The sequence below is a fragment of the Streptomyces sp. NBC_00316 genome (genome assembly GCF_036158715.1).
Taxonomy (GTDB): Bacteria; Actinomycetota; Actinomycetes; order Streptomycetales; family Streptomycetaceae; genus Streptomyces.
In genome coordinates this window covers 2752392-2774992 of the sequence record NZ_CP108023.1, presented here as the reverse complement: position 1 = coordinate 2774992, position 22601 = coordinate 2752392, and the positions used below count along the sequence as shown (strand labels likewise).

General features: G+C 69.7%; 18 protein-coding genes. 11 read left to right on the top strand and 7 right to left on the bottom strand.

From position 1 onward, the window contains the following. The first annotated feature begins 42 nt into the window (after positions 1-42). The 7 genes from OG878_RS12180 (at position 43) to OG878_RS12150 (ending at position 8246) form a co-directional block, all read left to right on the top strand. The gene (locus tag OG878_RS12180; RefSeq protein ID WP_328886819.1) at positions 43-1293 is read left to right on the top strand and encodes an ABC transporter substrate-binding protein; all 1251 of its coding nucleotides are present in this window, start codon (positions 43-45) and stop codon (positions 1291-1293) included. Between the two features lie 55 nt (positions 1294-1348). Further along, on the top strand, positions 1349-2500 hold the full coding sequence (locus OG878_RS12175) for an ABC transporter ATP-binding protein (protein WP_328886818.1): 1152 nt from the start codon (positions 1349-1351) through the stop codon (positions 2498-2500). After that, a complete protein-coding gene (locus tag OG878_RS12170; RefSeq protein ID WP_328886817.1) occupies positions 2497-3429 on the top strand; it encodes an ABC transporter permease in 933 nt (310 codons plus the stop codon). Before OG878_RS12175 ends, OG878_RS12170 begins: the two co-directional genes overlap by 4 nt. Further along, positions 3429-4232, top strand: a complete 804-nt coding sequence (locus OG878_RS12165) for an ABC transporter permease (RefSeq protein WP_328886816.1) — start codon at positions 3429-3431, stop codon at positions 4230-4232. Before OG878_RS12170 ends, OG878_RS12165 begins: the two co-directional genes overlap by 1 nt. Before the next feature lie 23 nt (positions 4233-4255). Further along, on the top strand, positions 4256-5671 hold the full coding sequence (locus OG878_RS12160; protein ID WP_328886815.1) for an NAD(P)/FAD-dependent oxidoreductase: 1416 nt from the start codon (positions 4256-4258) through the stop codon (positions 5669-5671). A 140-nt stretch (positions 5672-5811) separates the two neighbouring features. Continuing rightward, complete coding sequence (locus OG878_RS12155) at positions 5812-6306, top strand: hypothetical protein (protein ID WP_328886814.1); 495 nt, start codon at positions 5812-5814, stop codon at positions 6304-6306. Between the two features lie 116 nt (positions 6307-6422). Further along, a complete protein-coding gene (locus OG878_RS12150; RefSeq protein ID WP_328886813.1) occupies positions 6423-8246 on the top strand; it encodes a chitinase in 1824 nt (607 codons plus the stop codon). On the opposite strand, the gene OG878_RS12145 is transcribed toward OG878_RS12150, so the two are convergent. Together OG878_RS12145 and gabT are read right to left on the bottom strand one after the other, a co-directional pair. Next, on the bottom strand, positions 8231-8716 hold the full coding sequence (locus tag OG878_RS12145) for a phosphatase PAP2 family protein (RefSeq protein ID WP_328886812.1): 486 nt from the start codon (positions 8714-8716) through the stop codon (positions 8231-8233). The two genes, OG878_RS12150 and OG878_RS12145, sit on opposite strands and share 16 nt — an antisense overlap. A gap of 456 nt (positions 8717-9172) precedes the next feature. Further along, entirely contained in the window at positions 9173-10513 is a 1341-nt protein-coding gene (gabT, locus tag OG878_RS12140) for a 4-aminobutyrate--2-oxoglutarate transaminase (RefSeq protein ID WP_328886811.1), read from the bottom strand. 246 nt (positions 10514-10759) lie between these two features. Here gabT and OG878_RS12135 point away from each other — a divergent pair, with 246 nt between their 5' ends. The 3 genes from OG878_RS12135 (at position 10760) to OG878_RS12125 (ending at position 16524) form a co-directional block, all read left to right on the top strand. After that, the gene (locus tag OG878_RS12135) at positions 10760-13153 is read left to right on the top strand and encodes an ATP/GTP-binding protein (RefSeq protein WP_328886810.1); all 2394 of its coding nucleotides are present in this window, start codon (positions 10760-10762) and stop codon (positions 13151-13153) included. 163 nt (positions 13154-13316) lie between these two features. Beyond that, a complete protein-coding gene (locus OG878_RS12130) occupies positions 13317-14885 on the top strand; it encodes a PucR family transcriptional regulator (protein ID WP_328886809.1) in 1569 nt (522 codons plus the stop codon). Between the two features lie 193 nt (positions 14886-15078). Then, complete coding sequence (locus OG878_RS12125) at positions 15079-16524, top strand: aldehyde dehydrogenase family protein (protein ID WP_328886808.1); 1446 nt, start codon at positions 15079-15081, stop codon at positions 16522-16524. A gap of 391 nt (positions 16525-16915) precedes the next feature. Here OG878_RS12125 and OG878_RS12120 read toward each other — a convergent pair whose 3' ends face one another. The 4 genes from OG878_RS12120 to OG878_RS12105 all read right to left on the bottom strand — a co-directional run bounded on the left by OG878_RS12120 (position 16916) and on the right by OG878_RS12105 (position 20986). After that, positions 16916-17236 carry a universal stress protein gene (locus tag OG878_RS12120; RefSeq protein WP_328886807.1) on the bottom strand — a complete coding sequence of 107 codons (321 nt, stop codon included), beginning with the start codon at positions 17234-17236 and terminating at the stop codon, positions 16916-16918. Positions 17237-17296: 60 nt separating this feature from the next. Further along, positions 17297-18298 carry an Acg family FMN-binding oxidoreductase gene (locus OG878_RS12115; protein ID WP_328886806.1) on the bottom strand — a complete coding sequence of 334 codons (1002 nt, stop codon included), beginning with the start codon at positions 18296-18298 and terminating at the stop codon, positions 17297-17299. Positions 18299-18593: 295 nt separating this feature from the next. Continuing rightward, a complete protein-coding gene (locus tag OG878_RS12110) occupies positions 18594-19244 on the bottom strand; it encodes a CBS domain-containing protein (RefSeq protein WP_328886805.1) in 651 nt (216 codons plus the stop codon). A gap of 314 nt (positions 19245-19558) precedes the next feature. Then, positions 19559-20986, bottom strand: coding sequence for an MBL fold metallo-hydrolase (locus OG878_RS12105; RefSeq protein WP_328886804.1), 1428 nt, complete (start codon positions 20984-20986; stop codon positions 19559-19561). A 577-nt stretch (positions 20987-21563) separates the two neighbouring features. Here OG878_RS12105 and OG878_RS12100 point away from each other — a divergent pair. Then, positions 21564-21698, top strand: coding sequence for a hypothetical protein (locus OG878_RS12100; protein ID WP_328886803.1), 135 nt, complete (start codon positions 21564-21566; stop codon positions 21696-21698). A gap of 199 nt (positions 21699-21897) precedes the next feature. On the opposite strand, the gene OG878_RS12095 is transcribed toward OG878_RS12100, so the two are convergent. Further along, positions 21898-22599 carry a CBS domain-containing protein gene (locus OG878_RS12095; protein WP_328886802.1) on the bottom strand — a complete coding sequence of 234 codons (702 nt, stop codon included), beginning with the start codon at positions 22597-22599 and terminating at the stop codon, positions 21898-21900. Positions 22600-22601: the final 2 nt, after the last annotated feature.

Sequence of the window (22601 nt, the reverse complement as noted above, 5' to 3'; positions counted from 1 at the left end):
CCCGGCCGACCTCGGCCATTCCCACCCGAAAGGGCAACGCGCATGGAGCAGTACGAGCCCGAGCACCTCTCCGCGGCGCAGCTGGCCGCGATGCGGCGCAGTCTGACCAGCGGCAGGGGCGCCCTCACCCGGCGTTCACTCATCCGCGCCTCCGGTATGGGCGCGCTCGCGCTCGGCGGACTGGGGACGCTGAGCGCCTGCGGCATCCCGCCGGCGAAGCGGGAAGGGGACGCCGCAGCGGCTTCGGACGACCACTCGGCCAAGGAGAAGCAGATCAACTTCTCCAACTGGACCGAATACATGGACGTCAGTGAGGACGAGAAGCACCGGCCCACGCTGGAGGCGTTCACGAAACGCACCGGGATCGAGGTCAAGTACACCGAGGACATCAACGACAACGTCGAATTCTTCGGCAAGATAAAGCCGCAGCTGGCCGCGGGCCAGGACACCGGCCGGGACCTCATCATCGTCACCGACTGGCTGGCCGCGCGCATCATCCGGCTCGGCTGGGCGCAGAAGCTCGACCCGACGAACCTGCCGCACGCCTTCGCCAACCTCTCGGCCCAGTTCCGCACCCCCGACTGGGACCCGGGCCGCTCCCACTCGTACCCCTGGACGGGCATTCCGACCGTCATCGCCTACAACTCCAAGGCGACCGGCGGGCGCAAGGTCGACTCCATCACGCAACTGCTCGACGACCCCTCCCTCAAGGGCAGGGTCGGGTTCCTCTCCGAGATGCGTGACTCCGTCGGCATGACCCTGCTCGACATGGGCAAGGACCCCGGCTCGTTCACGGACGCCGACTTCGACGCCGCGATCGGCCGGATCCAGAAGGGCGTCGACAAGAAGCAGATCCGCCGCTTCACCGGTAACGACTACACCGCGGACCTCGACAAGGGCGACCTCGCCGCCTGCATCGCATGGGCCGGCGACATCATCCAGCTGCAGTCGGGGAACCCGGACATCAAGTTCGCGATCCCGGCCGCCGGTTACATCACGTCCAGCGACAACATGCTGGTCCCCGCCAACGCGCGGCACAAGACCAACGCCGAGAAGCTCATCGACTACTACTACGAGCCACCGGTCGCCGCCCAGCTTGCCGCGTACATCAACTATGTCTGCCCGGTCGACGGTGTCCGCGACGAACTCGCCAAGATCGACAAGGCGATGGCCTCCAACACGCTGATCCTCCCGGACAAGGAGATGGCGTCCCGATCGCACGCCTTCCGCTCGCTGAGCGCCAAGGAAGAGACGGCGTACGAGGAGAAGTTCGCCAAGCTCATCGGCGCCTGACCGCCGTGCCTTTCCCCCGCCCGATCTTCCCCTGACACCACTGGGACTGCGACCCATGACACAGCAGCAGACAGAAGGCGGCGACGTCCGCCTCGCCGGGATCAGCAAGACGTACGGTTCCTTCGCCGCCGTTCAGCCGCTCGACCTGACCGTCCCCCAGGGCTCCTTCTTCGCCCTGCTCGGAGCCTCCGGCTGCGGCAAGACGACCACCCTGCGGATGATCGCGGGGCTGGAGGAGGCCACCACCGGCACCGTCTCGCTCGGCGGCCGGGACATCACCGGCCTGCCCCCGTACAAGCGGCCCGTCAACACCGTCTTCCAGAGCTATGCGCTCTTCCCGCACCTCGACATCACCGAGAACGTCGCCTTCGGTCTGCGCCGGCGCGGCATCAAGTCGGTGAAGAAACAAGTCGACGACATGCTGGAGCTCGTCCAGCTCGGCGACTTCGCCAAGCGCAAGCCGCATCAGCTCTCCGGCGGCCAGCAGCAGCGCGTCGCCGTCGCCCGCGCACTGATCAACCACCCTCAGGTGCTCCTGCTCGACGAGCCGCTCGGCGCCCTCGACCTCAAGCTGCGCCGGCAGATGCAGCTGGAGCTCAAGCGCATCCAGACCGAGGTCGGCATCACGTTCATCCATGTCACCCACGACCAGGAGGAGGCCATGACCATGGCCGACACCGTCGCGGTGATGAACGCGGGCCGCGTCGAGCAGCTCGGCGCCCCCGCCGATCTGTACGAGAACCCGAAGACCACCTTCGTCGCCAACTTCCTCGGCACCTCCAACCTCATCGAGGGCGAGATCACCGAGGCGGGCGCGGACGTCCTGGTCGCCGCGGGCGGCAGCACGCTGCGGCTGCCCGCCGATCGCTGTTCGGCCCCCGCCGCCCGCGGCGGCAAGCTGCTGGTCGGAGTCCGCCCGGAGAAGATCTCCCTCGCATCCGCCGACGAGGCGGACGCCATAGCCGCCGGACGCAACCGGGTGACCGGCCGGATCGTCGACTCCAGCTTCATCGGCGTCTCGACGCAGTACGTGGTGGAGAGCCCGGCCGGCAAGGCACTTCAGGTGTACGAGCAGAACGTCGGACACCGCGCGGGACTCACCCGCGGCACCGAGGTCGTTCTGCACTGGAACCCGGCGCACACCTTCGGCCTCGACGCGGCTCAGGACATCGACGCCGGTGTCGAGACGGTGGAGGACGCGACGTGACCGTCACCGAAGCGCCGCCCGCGCCGCCCAAGGACCCTGCCGAACTCCCCGTGCGCAAGGCCTCCACCCGCAAACGACTCGTCCCGTACTGGCTGCTGCTGCCCGGCATCCTCTGGCTGGTCGTCTTCTTCGCGCTGCCGATGGTCTACCAGGCCTCGACCTCCGTGCAGACCGGATCCCTGGAGAAGGGGTTCGAGGTCACCTGGCACTTCCAGACGTACTGGGACGCGCTGTCCGAGTACTACCCGCAGTTCATCCGGTCCCTGCTGTACGCGGGCACCGCGACGATCCTGTGCCTGCTGCTCGGCTACCCGCTGGCGTATCTCATCGCCTTCAAGGCGGGCCGCTGGCGCAACGTGGTGCTGGTGCTGGTCATCGCGCCGTTCTTCACCAGCTTCCTGATCCGTACGCTCGCCTGGAAGACGATCCTCGCGGACGGCGGCGCGGTCGTCGACGTACTGAACACCCTGCACGTCCTGGACGTCACCAGCTGGCTCGGCTGGACCGAGAACAACCGGGTGCTGGCCACGCCGATGGCGGTGGTCTGCGGTCTGACGTACAACTTCCTGCCGTTCATGATCCTGCCGCTCTACACCTCGCTGGAGCGGATCGACGGCAGGCTGCACGAGGCGGCGGGCGACCTGTACGCCACCCCCGCCACCACGTTCCGCAAGGTGACGTTCCCGCTCTCCATGCCGGGCGTCGTCTCCGGCACACTGCTGACCTTCATCCCGGCCAGCGGTGACTACGTCAACGCGGAACTGCTGGGCTCCACCGACACCAAGATGGTCGGCAGCGTCATCCAGACCCAGTTCCTGCGCGTCCTCGACTACCCGATGGCGGCCGCGCTCTCCTTCATCCTCATGGCGGTCGTCCTGCTGATGGTGACCGTCTACATCCGCCGCTCCGGGACGGAGGACCTGGTCTGATGCCCGTACTGCGCTGGCTCCGCCGCCATCTGATCGTCATCGCGGGTCTGCTGACCCTCGCGTACATGATCCTTCCGAACATCGTCGTGATGGTGTTCTCCTTCAACAAGCCGAACGGGCGCTTCAACTACGCCTGGCAGCGCTTCTCACTGGACGCCTGGACGGACCCGTGCGGCGTCGCCGACATGTGCGGCTCGCTCTCGCTCTCCCTCCAGATCGCCGCCTGGGCGACGATCGGTGCGACCGCACTCGGCACCATGATCGCCTTCGCGCTCGTCCGCTACCGCTTCCGGGCACGCGGCGCGATCAACTCGCTGATCTTCCTGCCGATGGCGATGCCCGAGGTCGTCATGGCCGCCTCGCTGCTCACGCTCTTCCTCAACATGGGCGCGCAGCTGGGCTTCTGGACGATCCTCATCGCCCACATCATGTTCTGCCTGAGCTTCGTCGTGACGGCCGTCAAGGCGCGCGTGATGTCGATGGACCCGAGGCTGGAGGAGGCGGCCCGCGATCTGTACGCGGGACCCGTGCAGACCTTCGTCCGGGTGACCCTGCCGATCGCCGCACCCGGCATCGCCGCGGGAGCGCTGCTCGCCTTCGCGCTCTCCTTCGACGATTTCATCATCACCAATTTCAACGCGGGCTCGACCGTGACCTTCCCCATGTTCGTCTGGGGTTCGGCACAGCGCGGCACACCCGTGCAGATCAACGTCATCGGCACCGCGATGTTCGTCATCGCCGTACTGGTGGTCGTCGCCGGCCAGCTGCTCACGAACCGGCGAAAAAACAGCGCACGACCCTGAGAGTCCTGAAGGAGTTGGAAACCATGGCCCCAGCTGCCATGCGTACTGCTGCACAATCTCTCTCCGAAGCACGGCCGGTCCCGTTCTGGCTGGACGACCCCGGCAGGCCCGACGCGCTTCCCGCGCTCACCGGCGACGAGCACTGCGATCTGCTCGTGGTCGGCGGCGGATACAGCGGACTGTGGACCGCGCTGATCGCCAAGGAACGCGATCCGGAACGGGACGTCGTCCTCATCGAGGGGCACGAGGTGGGCTGGGCCGCCTCGGGCCGCAACGGCGGATTCTGCGCCGCGTCCCTCACCCATGGCCTCCCCAACGGCCTGGAGCGCTGGCCGGACGAGATCGCGAAGCTGGAGGAGCTGGGCGAACGGAACCTCGACGCCATCGAGGCGGCCGTCGCCCGCTACTCCATCGACTGCGCATTCGAGCGCACCGGCGAGATCGATGTCGCCACCGAACCGCATCAGCTGGAAGAGCTGCGGGAACGGCACCAGGAGGCCGAGAGACTCGGTTTCACCGGAGTGGAATTCCTCGACCGGGACGCACTGCGCGCCGAAGTCGACTCACCGACCTTCCTCGGCGGGCTCTGGGACCGGCGCGGAGTCGCCATGCTGCACCCCGCCAAGCTGGCCTGGGGCCTCAAGCAGGCCTGCCTCGATCTGGGGGTGCGGGTGTACGAGCACACCCGGGGCCTCGAACTCGCCAGGACCGCCACCGGGATGGTGGTCCGCACGCCGTACGGCAAGGTCCTCGCCCGCCGGGTCGCACTCGGCACGAACATCTTCCCGTCGCTGGTCAGGCGAGTGCGCGCGTACACCGTCCCGGTCTACGACTACGCGCTGATGACCGAGCCGCTCACCGACGGCCAGCTCGCCTCCATCGGCTGGAAGAACCGCCAGGGCCTGGGCGACAGCGCCAACCAGTTCCACTACTTCCGGCTGTCCGCGGACAACCGGATCCTGTGGGGCGGCTATGACGCGATCTATCCGTACGGCGGCCGGCTGAACGCCGATCTCGACCAGCGGCCGGAGACGTTCCTCAAGCTCGCCGGCCAGTTCTTCGACTGCTTCCCGCAACTGGCAGGGGTGCGCTTCAGCCATTCCTGGGGCGGCGCGATCGACACCTGCTCCCGCTTCTCCGCCTTCTTCGGTACGGCCCACCGGGGGCGGGTCGCCTACGCCGCAGGCTTCACCGGTCTCGGCGTCGGAGCCACCCGGTTCGGCGCCGATGTGATGCTCGATCTCCTCTCCGGTGAACGGACCGAGCGGACCGGCCTGGAAATGGTGCGCACCAAGCCGATGCCGTTCCCGCCGGAACCGTTCGCCTGGGCCGGGGTCGAGATCACGAAGAGGTCCCTGGCCCGGGCGGACAGCCATGGCGGGCACCGCAATCTGTGGCTGCGGACGATGGACCGGCTGGGGCTCGGCTTCGACAGCTGATCCCGGTCCGGACATGGCACCGGTCGCGAAGTGACCCGTATCACTTTTGATTGGTGGCCCCGACTCGCGTAATGGTCCGGGCCGAACCCTCTCTCGCCGTGTGGACGCGCTGTCGGCGCACACGGACGAGGAGGCCGCTCATGGTGGGCACGGGGGTACGGGCAGGAGTCGAGTGGCTCGCGTCGGTGGCACCGGATCCGGCTGCCTGCCGGTGGGAATGGGAGCGCAATCCCCAGGGGGTTGCGCTCCTTCCTGCAGGCAGGCGCTGGGACGTACTGATTCTTCCGGGGGAGCTCGGCTATCCGACGCTCGATGTGCTCACCCGTCTCATCGACCGGCCCGGGCCGGTCCTTTCCTGCTTCGGCGAGGCCCGTATGGGCTTTCTCGTGCAGCCGGGTACCGCCGCCCGCTGGATCGGAACAGGGGTGCGTGGGGTGGGGCTCGGGACCTGGATCGTCGTGCCGTACCCGGGGCGGGCCGCCGGCGGGGTGCGCTGGCTGATCCCGCCCGACGGTTCGGGAACGCTCACCGATGCGGCGCTGCTGGAACTGGCGATGCACGAGGCCGCGGCGGCAGCGGTCCGGCCGGACCTCGGTGGCGACAGGGACCGGGGCGGGGGCGGCGCAGAGGTCTGAAAGGGGGTCAAGAGATGGGAGGGAAAGGTGCGGTGGTGCCAGAGGTCTTGACAACCCGATTGGTCTGGACCATGTTGTGGCGCGCCCCACTCAATTCCCCCTGCACGGAGGCCGTTGTGGAACGCACGGGACCCCCCGCCCGAATGTCCGGACTTCTGGCCGCCTTCTCGGCGGCCCTCCTGGTCGCCGCCGGTCTCGCCGTCTCGGCGCCGGCCGCCGTCGCGGCCGACACCGATCTGGCGCGCAACGGCGGTTTCGAGGCCGGCCTGGACGGCTGGAGCTGTACGGGCGGCAGCGGAGCCGTCGTCAGCGCCCCCACCCACGGCGGGGCTTCGGCGCTGAAGGCGACTCCGGCCGGCAGCGACAACGCCGAGTGCTCCCAGGCCGTGACGGTCAAGCCGAGCTCCACATACACGCTGAGCGCCTGGGTGCAGGGCAGTTACGTCTACCTCGGCGCATCCGGGACGGGCACCACCGACGTGTCGACCTGGACGCCGTCCGCGACCGGCTGGACGCAGCTCACCACCACCTTCACGACCGGCGCCACGACGACCTCGGTGAAGATCTACACCCACGGGTGGTACGGGACCCCCGCCTACTACGCCGACGACCTCACCCTCATCGGCCCCGGCGGCGACCCGGTCCAGCTCCCGGCCACCCCCGCCGGACTGCGCACCGGCACGACCACGTCCTCCTCCGTCGCCCTCTCCTGGACCGGCTCCACGGGAGCCACCGGCTACAACGTCTACCAGGGCGGTACGAAGGTTCTCTCCGTCACCGGAACCTCCGCCACCGTGACGGGCCTGGCCGCCTCGACCTCGTACAGCTTCCAGGTCAGCGCCACCAACTCCGCGGGTGAGTCCGCCAGGTCCGGGGCCGTCACCGCCACCACCACGGCGGGCGGCGGAGGCGGGGGCGGCGCCCTCCCGGCCCATGCACTCGTCGGATATCTGCACGCCAGCTTCGCCAACGGCTCCGGCTATACGCGGATGGCGGACGTCCCCGACTCCTGGGACGTCATCGACCTGGCCTTCGGCGAGCCGACCTCCGTCACCTCCGGCGACATCCGGTTCTCGCTCTGCCCGGTCACCGAGTGCCCGAACGTCGAGTCCGCGGCCGAGTTCAAGGCGGCGATCAAGGCCAAGCAGGCCGCGGGCAAGAAGGTGCTGATCTCCATCGGCGGCCAGAACGGCCAGGTGCAGCTCGCCACCACCGCCGCCCGCGACACCTTCGTCTCCTCCGTCAGCAAGATCATCGACGAGTACGGCCTGGACGGTCTGGACATCGACTTCGAGGGTCACTCGCTCTCGCTGAACACCGGTGACACCGACTTCCGCAACCCGACCACTCCGGTCATCGTCAACCTGATCTCCGCAGTGAAGACCCTCAAGGCCAAGTACGGCGACAAGTTCGTCCTGACCATGGCCCCCGAGACCTTCTTCGTGCAGCTCGGCTACCAGTACTACGGCTCGGGCCCGTGGGGCGGCCAGGACCCGCGCGCCGGCGCCTACCTGCCGGTCATCCACGCCCTGCGTGACGACCTCACCCTGCTGCACGTCCAGGACTACAACTCGGGTTCCATCATGGGTCTGGACAACCAGTACCACTCGATGGGCGGCGCCGACTTCCACATCGCCATGACCGACATGCTGCTCACCGGCTTCCCGGTGGCCGGCGACACCACCAAGGTCTTCCCGGGACTCCGCCCCGACCAGGTCTCCATCGGACTGCCGGCCTCCACCCAGGCGGGCAACGGCTACACCTCACCCACCGAGGTCACCAAGGCGCTGAACTGCCTGACGAAGAAGACCGACTGCGGGACATACGCGACGCACGGGACCTGGTCCGGGCTGCGTGGGCTGATGACCTGGTCGATCAACTGGGACCGCTTCAACAACGGTGAGTTCGCGAGGAACTTCGACGCCTACTTCGGCGGCTGACGCCACCGAGACCGACCGCTCGTCCAGCTGAGCGCCACCAGCAACAGCCCGCCCAGGCACCAGCCGGCGAGCACGTCCAGCGGCCAGTGATAGCCGCGCAGCAACAGACCGATGCCCGTCGCCGCCGTCAGCAGGACAGCGGCGACGGGCATCATCCATGACCGCTTCGACCGCTGCGCACAGGGGGCGGTCACCAGCGCCGCCGCTCCGTACGCCACCGCGGCCGTCGCCGCATGGCCCGACGGGTAGTAGCCGGCCGCCTCGGTCAGCGGTCCCGGACGGGCGATCCACTCCTTGAGGGGGACGATCAGTGCGGGCACCGCCGCCATGGCGAGCACCGCAAGGAGCGGGACGCGGCGCGCGCCGCGCACCAGCGCGAGGACGAGGGCGAAGCCCAGGACGGGGAGAGCGACCTGCATATTGCCGAGATCGGCGAGACATTCCGTGAGACGGACGGGGCCGTGCCCCACGACCGCGCGGCCGATCCGTTCGTCCAGCCCGCGCAGCGGCCCGTGCGATGCGACCTGCCAGGTGAGGAGCGCGAGGACCGCGAGAAGCGACGGCGCCAGGAGGAGGAGAGGAGCCGGCCGCCCCGGAACAGGGGGGGTGGTTCCGGGGCGGCCGTCCGGATCGGTTTGCCGCGCGCCCCGGGGGGTTTGGGGCGAGCGGCCATCCGATCGGTGAGGAGTTCCGGAGCCGGAGGCTCCAGTGGTGTGCGCGGTGGCACGACCGGGACGGCGCCGGCGAAGCTCCGACCCGGTATCACCCGCAGTCCCCTGCGAGCGGGGTGTTTCTCTCATCTGCAGGAACCGTACGTCAGCCGACGGGGGACCGACAGTCGGAAACGAATCCCGCCATCGGCCCCCCACACCTTCTTCACAGGCCCTCACGCGGGCCGGGCCGGGAGCGGACCCCTCCGGCAGGGATCAGATGCCCGCGAAGGCCTGCTCGATGACGTCGAGACCCTCGTTCAGCAGGTCCTCGCCGATCACCAGCGGCGGCAGGAAGCGCAGCACGTTTCCGTACGTGCCGCAGGTCAGGACCAGCACGCCCTCCGCGTGGCAGGCCTTCGCGAGCTGCGCGGCCGCCTCCGGGTTGGGGTCCTTCGTGCCGGACTTCACCAGCTCGATCGCGATCATCGCGCCACGGCCGCGGATGTCACCGATGACATCGCCGTTCGGCAGCTTCGCCTGCATCTCGGCGAGGCGGCCCTTCATGACCTCCTCGATGCGCTTCGCCTTGCCGTTCAGGTCCAGCTCGCGCATGGTCTCGATGGCGCCGAGCGCGCCCGCGCAGGCCACCGGGTTGCCACCGTACGTACCGCCGAGGCCGCCCGGGTGCGCGGCGTCCATGATCTCGGCGCGGCCCGTCACGGCGGAGAGCGGCAGACCGCCCGCGATGCCCTTGGCGGTCGTGATCAGGTCGGGGACGATGCCCTCGTCCTCACAGGCGAACCACTGGCCGGTACGGCAGAAGCCCGACTGGATCTCGTCCGCGACGAAGACGATGCCGTTGTCCTTGGCGAACTGCGCGATCGCCGGGAGGAAGCCCTTCGCCGGCTCGATGAAGCCGCCCTCGCCGAGCACCGGCTCGATGATGATCGCGGCGACGTTCTCGGCGCCGATCTGCTTTGTGATCTGGTCGATGGCCTGGGCGGACGCCTCGGCACCGGCGTTCTCCGCACCGGTCGGCCAGCGGTAGCCGTACGCCACCGGGACGCGGTAGACCTCGGGCGCGAACGGACCGAAGCCCTGCTTGTACGGCATGTTCTTGGCGGTCAGCGCCATCGTCAGGTTCGTCCGGCCGTGGTAACCGTGGTCGAACACGACGACCGCGGTGCGCTTCGTGTAGGCGCGGGCGATCTTCACGGCGTTCTCGACGGCCTCGGCGCCCGAGTTGAACAGCGCGGACTTCTTGGCGTGGTCGCCCGGCGTCAGCTCGGCAAGCTGCTCACAGACCTCGACGTACCCCTCGTACGGCGTGACCATGAAACAGGTGTGGGTGAAGTCGGCGAGCTGCGCGGACGCGCGGCGTACGACGGCCTCGGCGGAGGCGCCGACCGTCGTCACGGCGATACCGGAACCGAAGTCGATCAGACGGTTGCCGTCCACGTCCTCGATGATTCCGCCACCGGCGCGGGCGGTGAAGACCGGCAGGGTGGAGCCCACACCTGCGGCGACCGACGCGAGACGGCGGGCCTGCAGCTCCACCGACTTCGGGCCGGGAATGGCAGTGACGACGCGGCGCTCCTGCGGAATTTCGGTCATGAGGGGCTCCTGGGGGTGTTTCGGACGCTTCTCTGTCTGCAGGCTAGGTGCGAGCAGGGGGGTCCGGCATGTTCCGATCGGGAGAAGTGGCCCGACGCGGTTGTCCGTCACGGACATAGCGACCGGGGGCGGGACATCCCGTGCGACCGCGTCTGACGGGGTGCCACGGGGCACTAGATTGAGGGGGCCGGGGCGCCTGCGCCCGGAGTCAGTGGTCGGCGCTGGTCAGGGGACGAGGGACAGCACATGGACACCGAGGGCACGTACGACCCGCGCGGCACCCGCTCCGGTCCTCCGGTGCCGCGCCCGGCCGGCCCGCCCGCACTACCGCCCATGCCGGGCCACGCACCGGCCTCGGGCCCCTCCCTCGGGGCCTGGCTGCGCATCCCCAGGCCCCTGGCGGAACCGGGCGTCTGGCGGTCCGGACACACCGTCCGGCCCGCCGAGGCCGAGGAGCGCACGCCCGACCGCGCGCTGCTGAGCGGAGCGGTGATCTCGCTGCTGGCCTGCATCCTCGTCTGGTCGCTCTGGCGCAACGGTTACATCCCTTACTGGCGCGTCCCGCTGAAGTTGTTCACCCCCCACGCATGGTGGGGACCGTTCGGAGACCAGCCGTTGACCCACGGCGCCGTGCGCGCCCTCGACATCTACCGTCTGCTGATCATCGGGGCCCTCGTCTACGGGTTCGGCCGGCTGGGTAACTGGCCCGCCGCTTTCGAACGCGGTGTCGCCCGCCGGGGGCCCCTCGCCCGTGCGGGTGGTGCGGCGGCCGGCGCACTGCTGGTCTGGATCCTCGTGTGGACGGGGACCGTGCCGGGGATGGAGCTCACCTTCAGCTTCGTGGCCGGGCCGTGGATGGGTACCGACCGCACCCTGACCACCGCAGTCACGTACGGGCTGTACGCCCTGATCACCCTGGTGATCGTGTGGCCGTTCGCGAGGCTGGGCCGATGGACACAGCTGCGCCGCCGGAACGCCGCCACCCCCGACGGCGCGCGCGGTCCCGCGGACCGTGGCACCACGCCCGTCGCCGGCCGCGGCACACAGGCCCCGGGGGAGGGCGGCGCGGACGATCCGGCCGAATGGCCCGAACTGCGCGCCGCCGGACAGGAGCAGGCCGCCGCCAAGCTCGCCCAGGAGGCCCGGTCGGGCCGGATGAACGACGTCGACTACGCCCGTATCCGACGCGCCTGGACCTCCGTGCGGGCCGACGGCACCCGGCTGCCCGCCTTCATCGACACCGTGCTCCGTAACGGCGCCGCCGCCTGCACCCACCCCTCCGGCGCCCGCGATCTCCCGGTCCGCGCCGCCCGCCACGATCTGCTGGTCGACCAGGTCAGGCTCGGCACGGTCGACGACAACGAGCGCAACCCCTATGCGCGCCGCGGCAGCGGCATCGCCCTCGACCCCGGCCTGCTCGGCACGTCCCTGCTGGCCGTCGGACCGCCGGGGGCGGGCAAGAGCCGCGCACTGGTCCGGCCCGTCGTCGAATCCCTCGCCCTCCAGGCGCTTGCCGGGCGGGCCGCCGTCGTCGCGGTATGCGCCACCGGAACCCAGCTCGGCGCCGACCAGGGGTTCGACGTCGTGATCAAGATCGGCGACCCGGCCTCCGTCCATGATCTCGACCTGTACGGGGGCACCACCGACCCCGACGAGGCCGCGGCCGTCCTGGCCGAAGGGCTCGTCGGTGATCTGCCCGAGGTGGACGGCAGGCGCGCCGCCACCGCCCTCGCACAGCTCCTCGGCCCCTACCGCGCCGCGCACGGCCGCTTCCCCTCCGTCCCCGAGCTGCGGGAGCTGCTGGACGGCGTCCCGGATGCGCTCGCGGACCTGCGCGAGGCTCTCGACACGGAGGTCGGGCGCGGGCACGGCATGCACCGCGAGCTCGACGCCCGCGCCCGCCAGTCCGGCACGCCCGGAGACCCGGGACCCGCGCTCGCCGACCGGGTCGCTCTGCTCGACCGGCCCGCGTTCGCCGATTTCTTCGACACCACCGGGAAGGCCCGCCCGTTCTCCCTGCGGGCGCTGGAACACCCGCTCCGGGTCCGTATCGATCTGCCCGAACGCGGCCACGCCGAGGCCTCGCGGATGCTGGCCCGTCTCGTCCTCGCCCAGTTCACCGCGAGCGCTGCAGCCCGTGCCGACCGCTCCCTCTTCGCCTGCCTGGTACTCGACGACGCGACCCGCACGCTGACCCCCGACACCGTCCGCGGCGTCCAGCGGCTGCGCTCCGCCCACGCGGGGGCCGTGCTCACGCTGCGCACCCTCGACGACGTGCCGGAGAACCTGCACACGGCGCTGCTCGGCGCGGTCGGCTGCCGAATGGCCTTCTCCGGGATCACCACCTGGGACGGCAAGCGGTTCGCCGAGGCATGGGGGACGGAATGGGTCGAGACCCGGGACGTCACCCAACGGACCGTCTTCGCCGACCAGCCGATGACCCGGGCCGTCCACGCTTTCCGCAAGCTGGTCACCGGCAAGGCCGTGACCACGGACGCGGTGACCGTTCGCCAGGTCGAGCGCGAACGCTGGTCGGCCTCCGAGCTGGCCCATCGCGTCCCGGCCGGACATGCGGTGCTGTCCCTGACGACCGTACGGGGGGACCATGCGCCGCCCCTGCTCGTGAACCTGAACGGCTGAACCGGGGCCGGGGCCGTCGCAGCGGATCCTGCGGCGGATCCGCCCGGCCGGGACGGCACCGGGTCACGGAGAGTGGTTACGGTCGACCCTGCCGCTCTGGCAGAATCGTGAGGAGCCGTTCATACGGGACGGCGAAATCGACTCCCGAAGGTCCCGCGGTCCCATGCCCCCCACTCTCGCCTCGCTCGTCCAGCACTCGGCGCTCAAACTCACGGTGCGTGCGGGGGCGGACCGGCTCGACGCGCCCGTGCGCTGGGCGCATGCCAGCGAGCTGGCCGACCCCGTTCCGTACATGGAGGGCGGAGAGCTCCTCCTCGTCACCGCCAGCAACCTCGACGCCGAGAACCCCGAAGCGATGCGCCGGTACGTGCGCCGGCTGGCCGACGCCGGAGTCGTCGGGCTCGGCTTCGCCGTGGGCGTCAACTACGACGACGTACCGCAGCCGCTGATCGATGCCGCGCAGGAGGCGGGGCTGCCGCTCCTCGAAGTGCCGCGCCGCACCGCCTTCCTCGCCATCGCCAAGGCCGTCTCCTCGGAGATCGCCGCCGACCAGTACCGGGCGGTGACCGCGGGCTTCGAAGCCCAGCGCGATCTCACCAGGGCCGCGCTCGCCGGGGACGGCCCCGGCGAACTCCTCGCCCGGCTCGCCGCCCAGGTCGACGGATGGGCCGCGCTGTACGACGCCTCCGGCGCCGTGGTGGCCGCAGCCCCCGACTGGGCCGCCCGCAGAGCCGCCCGGCTCACTCCGGATGTCGAGCGCCTGCGGGAACGCCCCGCCCCGGCGAGCGTCGTCGTCGGCGACACCGAGGACCGAGTCGAGCTCCAGACCTTGGGCACCGGCCGCCGGGCCCGGGGCGCCCTGGCCGTGGGAACCGGGGCCGCACTAGGCACCGCCGAGCGGTACGCCGTGCACTCGGCCGTCGCCCTGCTGACGCTCACCACCGCCCGCTCCCGCGCCCTCCAGGGTGCCGAGCAGCGCCTCGGCGCGGCGGTACTGCGGATGCTCCTGGCCGGCCAGCCGGACCATGCCCGGGCCGTTGCCGGAGATCTGTACGGCGGGCTGCTCGACGCCCCGTTCCGGCTGCTGATCGCGGAGTCGCCCGATCCGGCGAGCCGGACACTGCTCGGCGAGGCGATGGAGGCCGCCGCCGCCCGGTCCGGCGAGGCGCTGCTGTCCGTCCCCGAAGGGGAACGGCTCGTCGTCCTCGCCAAGGACGGCGGCGAGGCGGTCGCAGCCTGCGCGGCCTACGCGGAGGCCCAGGACGAACGGACCCCGGACGAGGCGGCGCCGGAGGACGCGGGCCTGGTGGTGGGTTTGTCCGCACCGGCGGGCCCGATCGCTGTCTCCGCCGCGTACAAACAGGCCGAGCAGGCGCTCTCGGTCGCCCGCCGCAGAGGCAGGGCCATGGTCGAGCACGAAGAACTGGCAGCCGGCTCGGTCCTCCCCCTGCTCGCGGACGACGCGGTCCGGGCTTTCGCCGACGGCATGCTCCGGGCCCTGCGCGAACACGACGCCAAGGGCCGGGGCGACCTGGTCGCCTCGCTCCGCGCCTGGCTCAGCCACCACGGCCAGTGGGACGCGGCCGCGGCCGACCTGGGCGTGCACCGGCACACCCTGAGGTACCGGATGCGGCGGGTGGAGGAGATCCTCGGCCGGTCCCTGGACGACCCGGACGTGCGGATGGAGCTCTGGCTGGCGCTGAAGGTCACCGGCTCTCCGCCGACGCCGTGAGCCGAAGCCCGTCCGGGCCGGGGACCGTCTCACCCCCTGGACGGCCGTGCGCCTTCCCCGCGGGCCGCGTCGTCATCAGACAAACCGGCGCATGCCCGCCCTCCTCCGCTCCACGCCGGACAAACGCCAGGCCTGCCGTACGGCCCTACGGTGGGGGCAGAACACCCCACGACTCCGAAGGGCCGGAACCTCCATGACTTCCACCCACGCCTTCTGGCTCGCCGGCCGCCAGGCCACCGGCGAGGACAGCTTCGACGTCACCAACCCCTGGGACGGTCGTCTCGTCGGCACCGTCAGCGTGCCGACCGACGCGCAGATCGAGGAGGCCGTCGCCGCCGCGCACGCCGTGCGCGAGGAGTTCGCCGCGACCCCCGCCCACGTCCGCGCCGCCGCCCTCGACCACGTCGTGCGGCGTCTGGTGGAGCGCACCGAGGAGATCGCCCAGCTGATCTCCGCCGAGAACGGCAAGCCCATCAAGTGGGCGCGCGGCGAGGTCGGCCGCGCCGTCTCCGTGTTCCGGTTCGCCTCGGAGGAGGCCCGGCGCTTCAACAGCGGCGACGCCCAGCGGCTCGACACCGACGCGGGTGGCACCGGTCGTCTCGGGCTGACCCGGCGCTTCCCGCGCGGCACGGTCCTCGGCATTGCGCCCTTCAACTTCCCGCTGAACCTGAGCGCCCACAAGGTGGCCCCGGCCATCGCCGTCGGCGCCCCGATCATCCTGAAGCCCGCCCCGGCCACCCCGATCTCGTCGCTGATCCTCGGTGAGCTGCTGGCCGAGACGGACCTCCCGGCCGGTTCGTGGTCCGTCCTCACGGTGCCCAACGACCGGATGCCCGCCCTCGTGCAGGACGAGCGCCTGCCCGTGATCTCCTTCACCGGGTCCGCCCCGATCGGTTACTCGATCATGGAGTCGGTGCCGCGCAAGCACTGCACCCTGGAGCTCGGCGGCAACGCCGCGGCGGTCGTCCTCGGCGACTACGCGTCCGACGAGGACCTGGACTGGGCCGCGACCCGCATCGCGACCTTCTCCAACTACCAGGGCGGCCAGTCCTGCATCTCGGTGCAGCGTGTCATCGCGGACGCCTCGGTCTACGACCGGCTCGTCCCGAAGATCGTCGCGGCCGTCGAGGCCCAGGTCACCGGCGACCCGTCCGACGACGCCACCGATGTCGGCCCGCTGGTCAACGAGGACGCCGCCAAGCGCGTCGAGTCCTGGGTCGACGAGGCCGTGCAGGCCGGCGCCCAGCTGCTCGCCGGCGGCAAGCGGGACGGTGCGACCTACGCGCCGACCGTGCTCACGGAGCTCCCGGACGGCGTCACCCTCGCCGCCGAGGAGGTCTTCGGACCGGTGCTGACCGTGCAGAAGGTGTCCGGCGAGGCCGAGGCCTTCGCCTCCGTCAACTCATCCAAGTACGGCCTGCAGGCAGGTGTGTTCACCCACGACCTGCAGAGCGCCTTCCGTGCCCACCGCGCCCTCGAGGTCGGCGGCGTGATCATCGGTGACGTCCCCTCGTACCGCGCGGACCAGATGCCGTACGGCGGAGCCAAGCAGTCCGGCGTCGGCCGCGAGGGCGTCCGTTACGCGATGGATGACTACACCTACGAGCGCGTGCTGGTCCTCACCGGCCTCGCTCTGTAGCGCGGGATCGAACCGATCCACCTCTGCCGCCTGTAATCCGCCTGGACAGCACGACAACAGGCGGCAGCCGAACGGCCGGAGCCCACTGTGCGGGGGCTCCGGCCGTTCCTGCATATCTGGGCCCTGAACTGCGGCGATGGTCGGATCTGGGCTGGATCAGATGGGGCAGTGGGAGCATGAGTCGCCACTCTCCGCGTATGGCGAACCTTGTTGCGCGTAGGAATAGCGCTGGGGAGATCTCCAGCTACCAGGTGAGGTGGCGCGAAGGCCGTGTGAGGACCGGCGAGCAGCAGACCGAACGCTTCGACGACGAGGACTCGGCCACGGTCTTCAGGGACGCCGTTGACGAGGCTGGGCAGCACTGGCCCCCAGGTTGGGTGAAGGGCAAGGGCTACATCGACCCCGCCGCCGCGGACCAGCTGCGATACCGCTTCGATCGCTGGGCAGTTGAGTCCGTCGAGAATCGCACCGCGAGCAAGCGCCGGAGACGTTGCGCCCGCTCCTGCGCGGAGGCGACGAGATGATCGGCGAGGATCTGCTCGGCGGGACACTCGGTGTCGAATGTGGGGCGCAGCCCTTCGTAGTGTTCCCACAATGACGCGTGGATGACGCGCAGAGGGAGTTGTCGGCGGGCCGCTTCCGTCGCTGCCCAGTCCAGTGCGCGCAGACTGCCCTCTGATCCGTCCACTCCGACGACTACAGGGAGCTGCATCGCTCCCCCCGCCTTCCCTGCTCGGACGGCCGCCTGCCTCGGTGGCATACGACCGGGTTTCTACGGTTCGATGGTCAGTACCTGGTCAAGTGGGCGGCGTGGTGTGCGGGGCCCCGCCGGGCCGTATCCCAGGCGGATGATCATTTGTGCATGTCCCTTGCCGAAGACAGGGTCGCGCAGGATCCATCTCAGGTCTGGCCATTCGAGGGGCTGTGTCGCGAATGAGCTGGACACGTGGTGAAGTGTGGCGGTGAGCAGGACACGTTCCAGGGCCTGGCCGGCGCGCAGCCAGTCCTCGGGACGGTCGCCCGCAGTGCTCAGAAGAGCCAGCTGCGGCCGGTTCTCGAACAGGGCGCGTACTCGCCCTGCGAGGACGGCGGTGCCCGCGAAATCGCGGACGGTCGCCCTTTCGGACGCGTCACGCGGCCCGAACGCGTAATCCGGAATTCCGTCGGCTGGGACCTCTGTCTTTGTGTCCCGGGTCCAGCTGCGCTGTTCCGCCTCTCGCGCCGGATCCCTGCGGTCGTATCCCTCGGCATCCCGGATTAGTTCGAGCACGGTCTCCAGATGCGTCGGAGTCATGAAGGCGAAGTCCGCGCCCTCGATGCGGGCCGCTTCGGCGAAGCGCGCACGAATGTCCTCGGGGATGGCCCGCTCATCGAACGGATAGCGGCTGGTATGCCGGTCCCGGATCGCAGGGTGGAGTGCCGCGAGTGCTTCGTCCGCCGGCTTCCGGGCGGAGTCGGCGCGGATGCCCAGGCGTACGACGGCCAGGAGGGGCGGGTCCGACGGTTCGGGCAGCAGCGTGGTGACGCAGTCCAGGCCGAGGTGGGCGGCGGATACCCGCAGGTTCAACAGGGCCGCGCCGCAGCCGACATGGAGTCCGCGGGTAGAGGGGTCGGCCTCCGGCATCGCACGGTCGAGGTCCGCGCGGAGCGTGAGGGTGCGGCTAGAGCGTTCGTAGCGAAACTGCCAGGGCTGGGCGTTGTGCATGGACGGTGCGGTGGTGGCATCGGCGACTAGGTCGGTCAACGTTGCGTCATGGAGCGTTTTGGTGAGCATCGCAGGTCTCCCGGAGAGACGGGAACAGTCGATGGCCTCTTCAGCATGGAGCGGTTCGGAGTCCCGTACCAATGGGCCGTTCGTCCCTCGACAGGGCCGGATGGACTCCCCGGCGGGGCCGGTGGGTGCTCGATTCTCGCGAGGAGGACGGACGGGGATGTGTTGCCGGACATACGGGACAGCGACTGTCCAGACGCTTGCTCATGTTTGTCGCAGGACGGTGCCTCACCGGGGTCGACGAGATGGGGCCGGGACCCTTCGGCTCGGTGCCTGCGAGTGCAAGGAAATCGCCAGCTCATGCAGATGTCAGGCCTTCGAGTCGGCAGTCCACGCTGACTACGCCTTCCACGGACTGAGCGAGGCGGGCGGCGACGGGAATGAGGGTGGCGTCGCGGACACGACCGGTGAGCGTGACCACACCCCGGGTGACACTGACCTTCACTTGGTCCGAGACGGGGAATAGCCGGTTGACGACCTCACGACGAATTTCGGCCGCGAGCTCGTCGTCGGCGCGCAGGAAAACCTTGAGGAGATCGGCGCGGCTGACGATGCCCTTGAGACTGCCATCGGCGTCAACGACCGGTAGGCGCTTGACATGCCGGTCGACCATCAGCCGGGCGGCCTGCGGGAGGGGCGCGTCAGGCTTGACCGTAACGGCGGGGCTCGTCATCAGATCCTTGGCCCGGACCGAGCCGGCCTTGGCGATGTCGCCCAGGTGGTGCATTTGCTCGATCATTCCGGGCGCGTGGTCGTGGAACTCCTCCTTCGGGAGCAGGTCGGCTTCGGAGACGACGCCGACGACTCGGCCCTCGCCTTCGATGACGGGTACGGCCGTGACTTTCCACTGCTCCATGGCGGCGGCAATCTCTTTGAATTCCGCGTCAAGGGTGATGGTGACGACAGTCTTCGTCATGACGTCGTTGACGGTGTACCGGCCAGAGGTCATGGCAAATCCCTCGGTGAGTGTGGGCGAGCGGCCGACTGCTGCCGTGGGGGGCGCACAGGTGCCGAACAGCGCGGGCGCGGCCGGGGCGACAGGCGGCTCGTGGGCCGTGGCCGCGGTGATCGGCCACTCGGGAGAATTCCCCGCAGAGGCCACTACGGCTGTGGTGTCGAGTCACATCGGACGACATGTCGCCGAGCGAAGCCTTCATAGCCTTCATGGTTCGCCTCCAACCCCTCCCTCGCAGCCTTGCACTGGCGGTGACGGAGTGCGGGAGAGTCCCGCGGCGTCAGATTGCGCAAGCCGTTCGATACCGGTCAGCGGACCAGGACAGCTTCCCCGGGCTTGGGTACCACCGCTGTCCAGCCCAGTTCACGGTCGATGCGGTCCCGCAGGGCTTCTGACGACGGCTCCTCGCCGTGGACCAGATAGGTCGTACGTGGTGCGGGGGAGCCGCGCAGCCAGTCCATGATCTGGTCGGTATCGGCGTGTGCCGAAAAGTGCGGTAGGTCGGCCACCTCTGCGCGTACGGGGACGTAATCGCCGAACATTTTTAGTGTGTGGGCACCGTCGACCAGGTCGCGGGCCCTGGTGCCGGCGGCTGCGAAACCGACGATGACGACGGCGTTGCGCGCATTGGGCAGGAGCCGGTGGAGGTGGTGTAGGACGCGGCCGCCGGTGGCCATGCCGGCTGAGGAGACAATGACGGCGGGACCGGGTGCGCTGTTGATGTCGATGGACTCCTGGACGGTTCGCGCGGGCAGGAACGGGTCAGGACTGATCGCCGTCTCGGCATGGGCGAGGATCTCGGGTCTGATCTCGGGGGAGTGTGCACGCAGTGCTTCGCGGTAGACGTCGAGCGCTGCCAGAGCCATGGGGCTGTCCACATGGACGGGAACGGACCGTGGCAGGATCCCATTGTGGCGCAGCGCGGCGAGCTCATGGAGGACAACCTCGGTGCGGTCGATCGCGAAGGCCGGGATGACGACGGTTCCGCCGCGCGCAAGAGTACGCGTGAGTACGGCTGCGAATTCGGCCTGGGCTCTCTCGGGTTCATGGTGACGATCGCCGTACGTCGACTCCATCAGTAGTACGTCGGCGCCGCTGAACGGCTCCGGCGGCAGCAGCAGCGGGTGGTCCGGCCGCCCGAGATCTCCGCTGGTGACCAGAGTGCGGCCGTCTTCGAGGGTAAGGCGGGCCCAGGCCGAGCCGAGGATGTGTCCACCGTGGTGCAGCGTGAGCCGGGTGCCGTCCATGATCTCGATTTCGCTGCCGACCGGGACGGGGTCGAAAAACTTCACGGTGGTATCGACGTCGGTCTCGTCATAGAGCGGTTTGGCGGGCTGGTGCTTGGACCAACCGTGTGCGTTGGCGTGCTGAGCTGCCTCCATCTGGAGGTGCGCGCTGTCACGGAGCACGATCTCCGCGAGCCGGGCGGTGTGGGTACTGGCCAGGATCGGTCCCCGGAAGCCGTGCCTGACCAGTCGCGGCAAGTAGCCGCAGTGGTCCAGGTGGGCATGGGCGATCACCACGGCGTGGATGTCGGAGGCGTCGCACGGCAGCTTCGCCCAATTGCGGCGGCGCAGGTCTGCAAATCCCTGGAAGAGACCGCATTCGAGGAGGACCCGGGCATGGTCGCTCTCGATGAGGAACTTACTGCCGGTGACGGTCCGGACGCCGCCGAGGAAGCGCAGCAGCGCGGGTCTCGACGAGGGTGTGGCCGGGCCCAAGTCTGTGCCAAACATGGCCAGCCCCTCCTTTGGTGGGTGGTCACCGTCTTCACCATCACACTCCCGGCGCCGGGGCGGGATGGGCCCGACAGGCCCAGGCAGGGACCGACCGGCCCATGCGCGACAGGCTTGCGCCGGGTCAACCTGGGGCGAGACTCGCCAGAGAAGAGGCAGGAAGAGGGGCGACGTCGTGAAGTCACTCGTTCTTCGGGGCACGGAGCATGGAGACCTGGGTCGACCGCATGAACGCCGCACGCCACTTCCCCCTGAGCGTAGTCGCAGGGAGGCAGCGCGGAGGCGCCAGATGTCCGATGTCAACTCGACCGGACCCGAACCCATGCAATCCCGAGCCGTGACTCTGCGTCCGCTGCGGCGGTTGTTCGACTGTCGTGCGAACGGGTTGCGACGCGCCGCTGATCGACAGTGCGGCCACCGGCACGTTGCACCCACGCCGGGCCGACCGGCTGGGGCCGGGAGCCGAAGGTGACCGAGGCCGGCACCACACGCCCAACCACCGGCCAGGGTCCGCTATTGAGCCCGGATCCGCTGGAGCCCCTGCCCTTGCTGCGGCGCGAACTCGGCACTGAGGCGCGTGGTCTTTCCGCACGGGAGCATCGTGGTCCAGCTCGGTACGGCGCTGGAATGGACGCCGGTCGTCATCGGGGAACAGCCGGCGATCGACCGCGCCATCGCCCTGATCCGCAGCCTCCTCGACGACGGGGCCTGACGGCCCGACGGTGCCTCGGGCGCCCTGGGCGGACCCGCCCGCCCCGGAGGTTGTCCCGGCCAGTCGCATCGTCACCGACCTGACCCTCGCCCCCACGCGGTCCCGTCCACGGCGACTCCGCCTGAGTGCTTGTCAGCTGCCGTGCGAGTGACGGGAATTGACCCTGAGGGCCTGGCGCGCATCTCGCCGTACCTGGCCCTCACGGCTCTCCGGACAGGCCATGTGCGGCAGACCGAGGGGGAGCGGATATGCGGTCATCGACGTGCTCAGTTACATGGCCTATGACCGCGACAACCCCATCGAGCTGTTCGGCAAGGCGTGTCAAGATCGCAATCTGGCTCCGGCTCTCCAATCGGCCTTCCAGAGTGACAACGCCGTCTATCACATGGACGGCGACCGCGTCGGCTCCGAGCCCCATGGTGCTCACAACCACGTCCTCGATGATGCGTCGTCGTATCTCCGCGTCGGGTCGCAGAAACAGGCGGAGCAGGTCGCGCCGCGTGACGATACCGACGAGCCGGTCCTCGTCGTCGACGACCGGGAGTCTCTCCACGCCGCGGCGTGCCATCAGCCGGGCGGCGTCCGGAGCGGTCTCCTCCGCGCGGACAGTCACTGCCGGCGTGGACATCACCTCAGCAGCGGTAACTTCTGCGCCGAAGGACGAGGCCGTGGTCCAAGGGGCGGCGTCCGGAGCGCCTCCCCTCATCGGGCGCTCCGCCGCCTGTCGGCTCAGCAGGTCGCTCTCGGAGACAACGCCGACAACGCGGTCCTCTTCGTCGAGCACGGGCAGTCCGCTGATGTTGTGCTGTGCAAGCAGCTTCGCGACCTCCTTGAAGGAGGTGACTGAGAGGACCGAGACGACCTCGTCGGTCATCAGGTCTCCCACTTTGATGTGCTTCATGG

Excerpts from the sequence above, each read along its gene's own strand:
- OG878_RS12180 (WP_328886819.1), top strand. The coding sequence starts at position 43 with ATGGAGCAGTACGAGCCCGAGCACCTCTCCGCGGCGCAGCTGGCCGCG.
- OG878_RS12175 (WP_328886818.1), top strand. The coding sequence starts at position 1,349 with ATGACACAGCAGCAGACAGAAGGCGGCGACGTCCGCCTCGCCGGGATC.
- OG878_RS12165 (WP_328886816.1), top strand. The coding sequence starts at position 3,429 with ATGCCCGTACTGCGCTGGCTCCGCCGCCATCTGATCGTCATCGCGGGT.
- OG878_RS12160 (WP_328886815.1), top strand. The coding sequence starts at position 4,256 with ATGGCCCCAGCTGCCATGCGTACTGCTGCACAATCTCTCTCCGAAGCA.
- OG878_RS12155 (WP_328886814.1), top strand. The coding sequence starts at position 5,812 with ATGGTGGGCACGGGGGTACGGGCAGGAGTCGAGTGGCTCGCGTCGGTG.
- gabT (WP_328886811.1), bottom strand. The coding sequence starts at position 10,513 with ATGACCGAAATTCCGCAGGAGCGCCGCGTCGTCACTGCCATTCCCGGC.
- OG878_RS12135 (WP_328886810.1), top strand. The coding sequence starts at position 10,760 with ATGGACACCGAGGGCACGTACGACCCGCGCGGCACCCGCTCCGGTCCT.
- OG878_RS12130 (WP_328886809.1), top strand. The coding sequence starts at position 13,317 with ATGCCCCCCACTCTCGCCTCGCTCGTCCAGCACTCGGCGCTCAAACTC.
- OG878_RS12125 (WP_328886808.1), top strand. The coding sequence starts at position 15,079 with ATGACTTCCACCCACGCCTTCTGGCTCGCCGGCCGCCAGGCCACCGGC.
- OG878_RS12120 (WP_328886807.1), bottom strand. The coding sequence starts at position 17,236 with ATGCAGCTCCCTGTAGTCGTCGGAGTGGACGGATCAGAGGGCAGTCTG.
- OG878_RS12115 (WP_328886806.1), bottom strand. The coding sequence starts at position 18,298 with ATGCTCACCAAAACGCTCCATGACGCAACGTTGACCGACCTAGTCGCC.
- OG878_RS12110 (WP_328886805.1), bottom strand. The coding sequence starts at position 19,244 with ATGACCTCTGGCCGGTACACCGTCAACGACGTCATGACGAAGACTGTC.
- OG878_RS12105 (WP_328886804.1), bottom strand. The coding sequence starts at position 20,986 with ATGTTTGGCACAGACTTGGGCCCGGCCACACCCTCGTCGAGACCCGCG.
- OG878_RS12095 (WP_328886802.1), bottom strand. The coding sequence starts at position 22,599 with ATGAAGCACATCAAAGTGGGAGACCTGATGACCGACGAGGTCGTCTCG.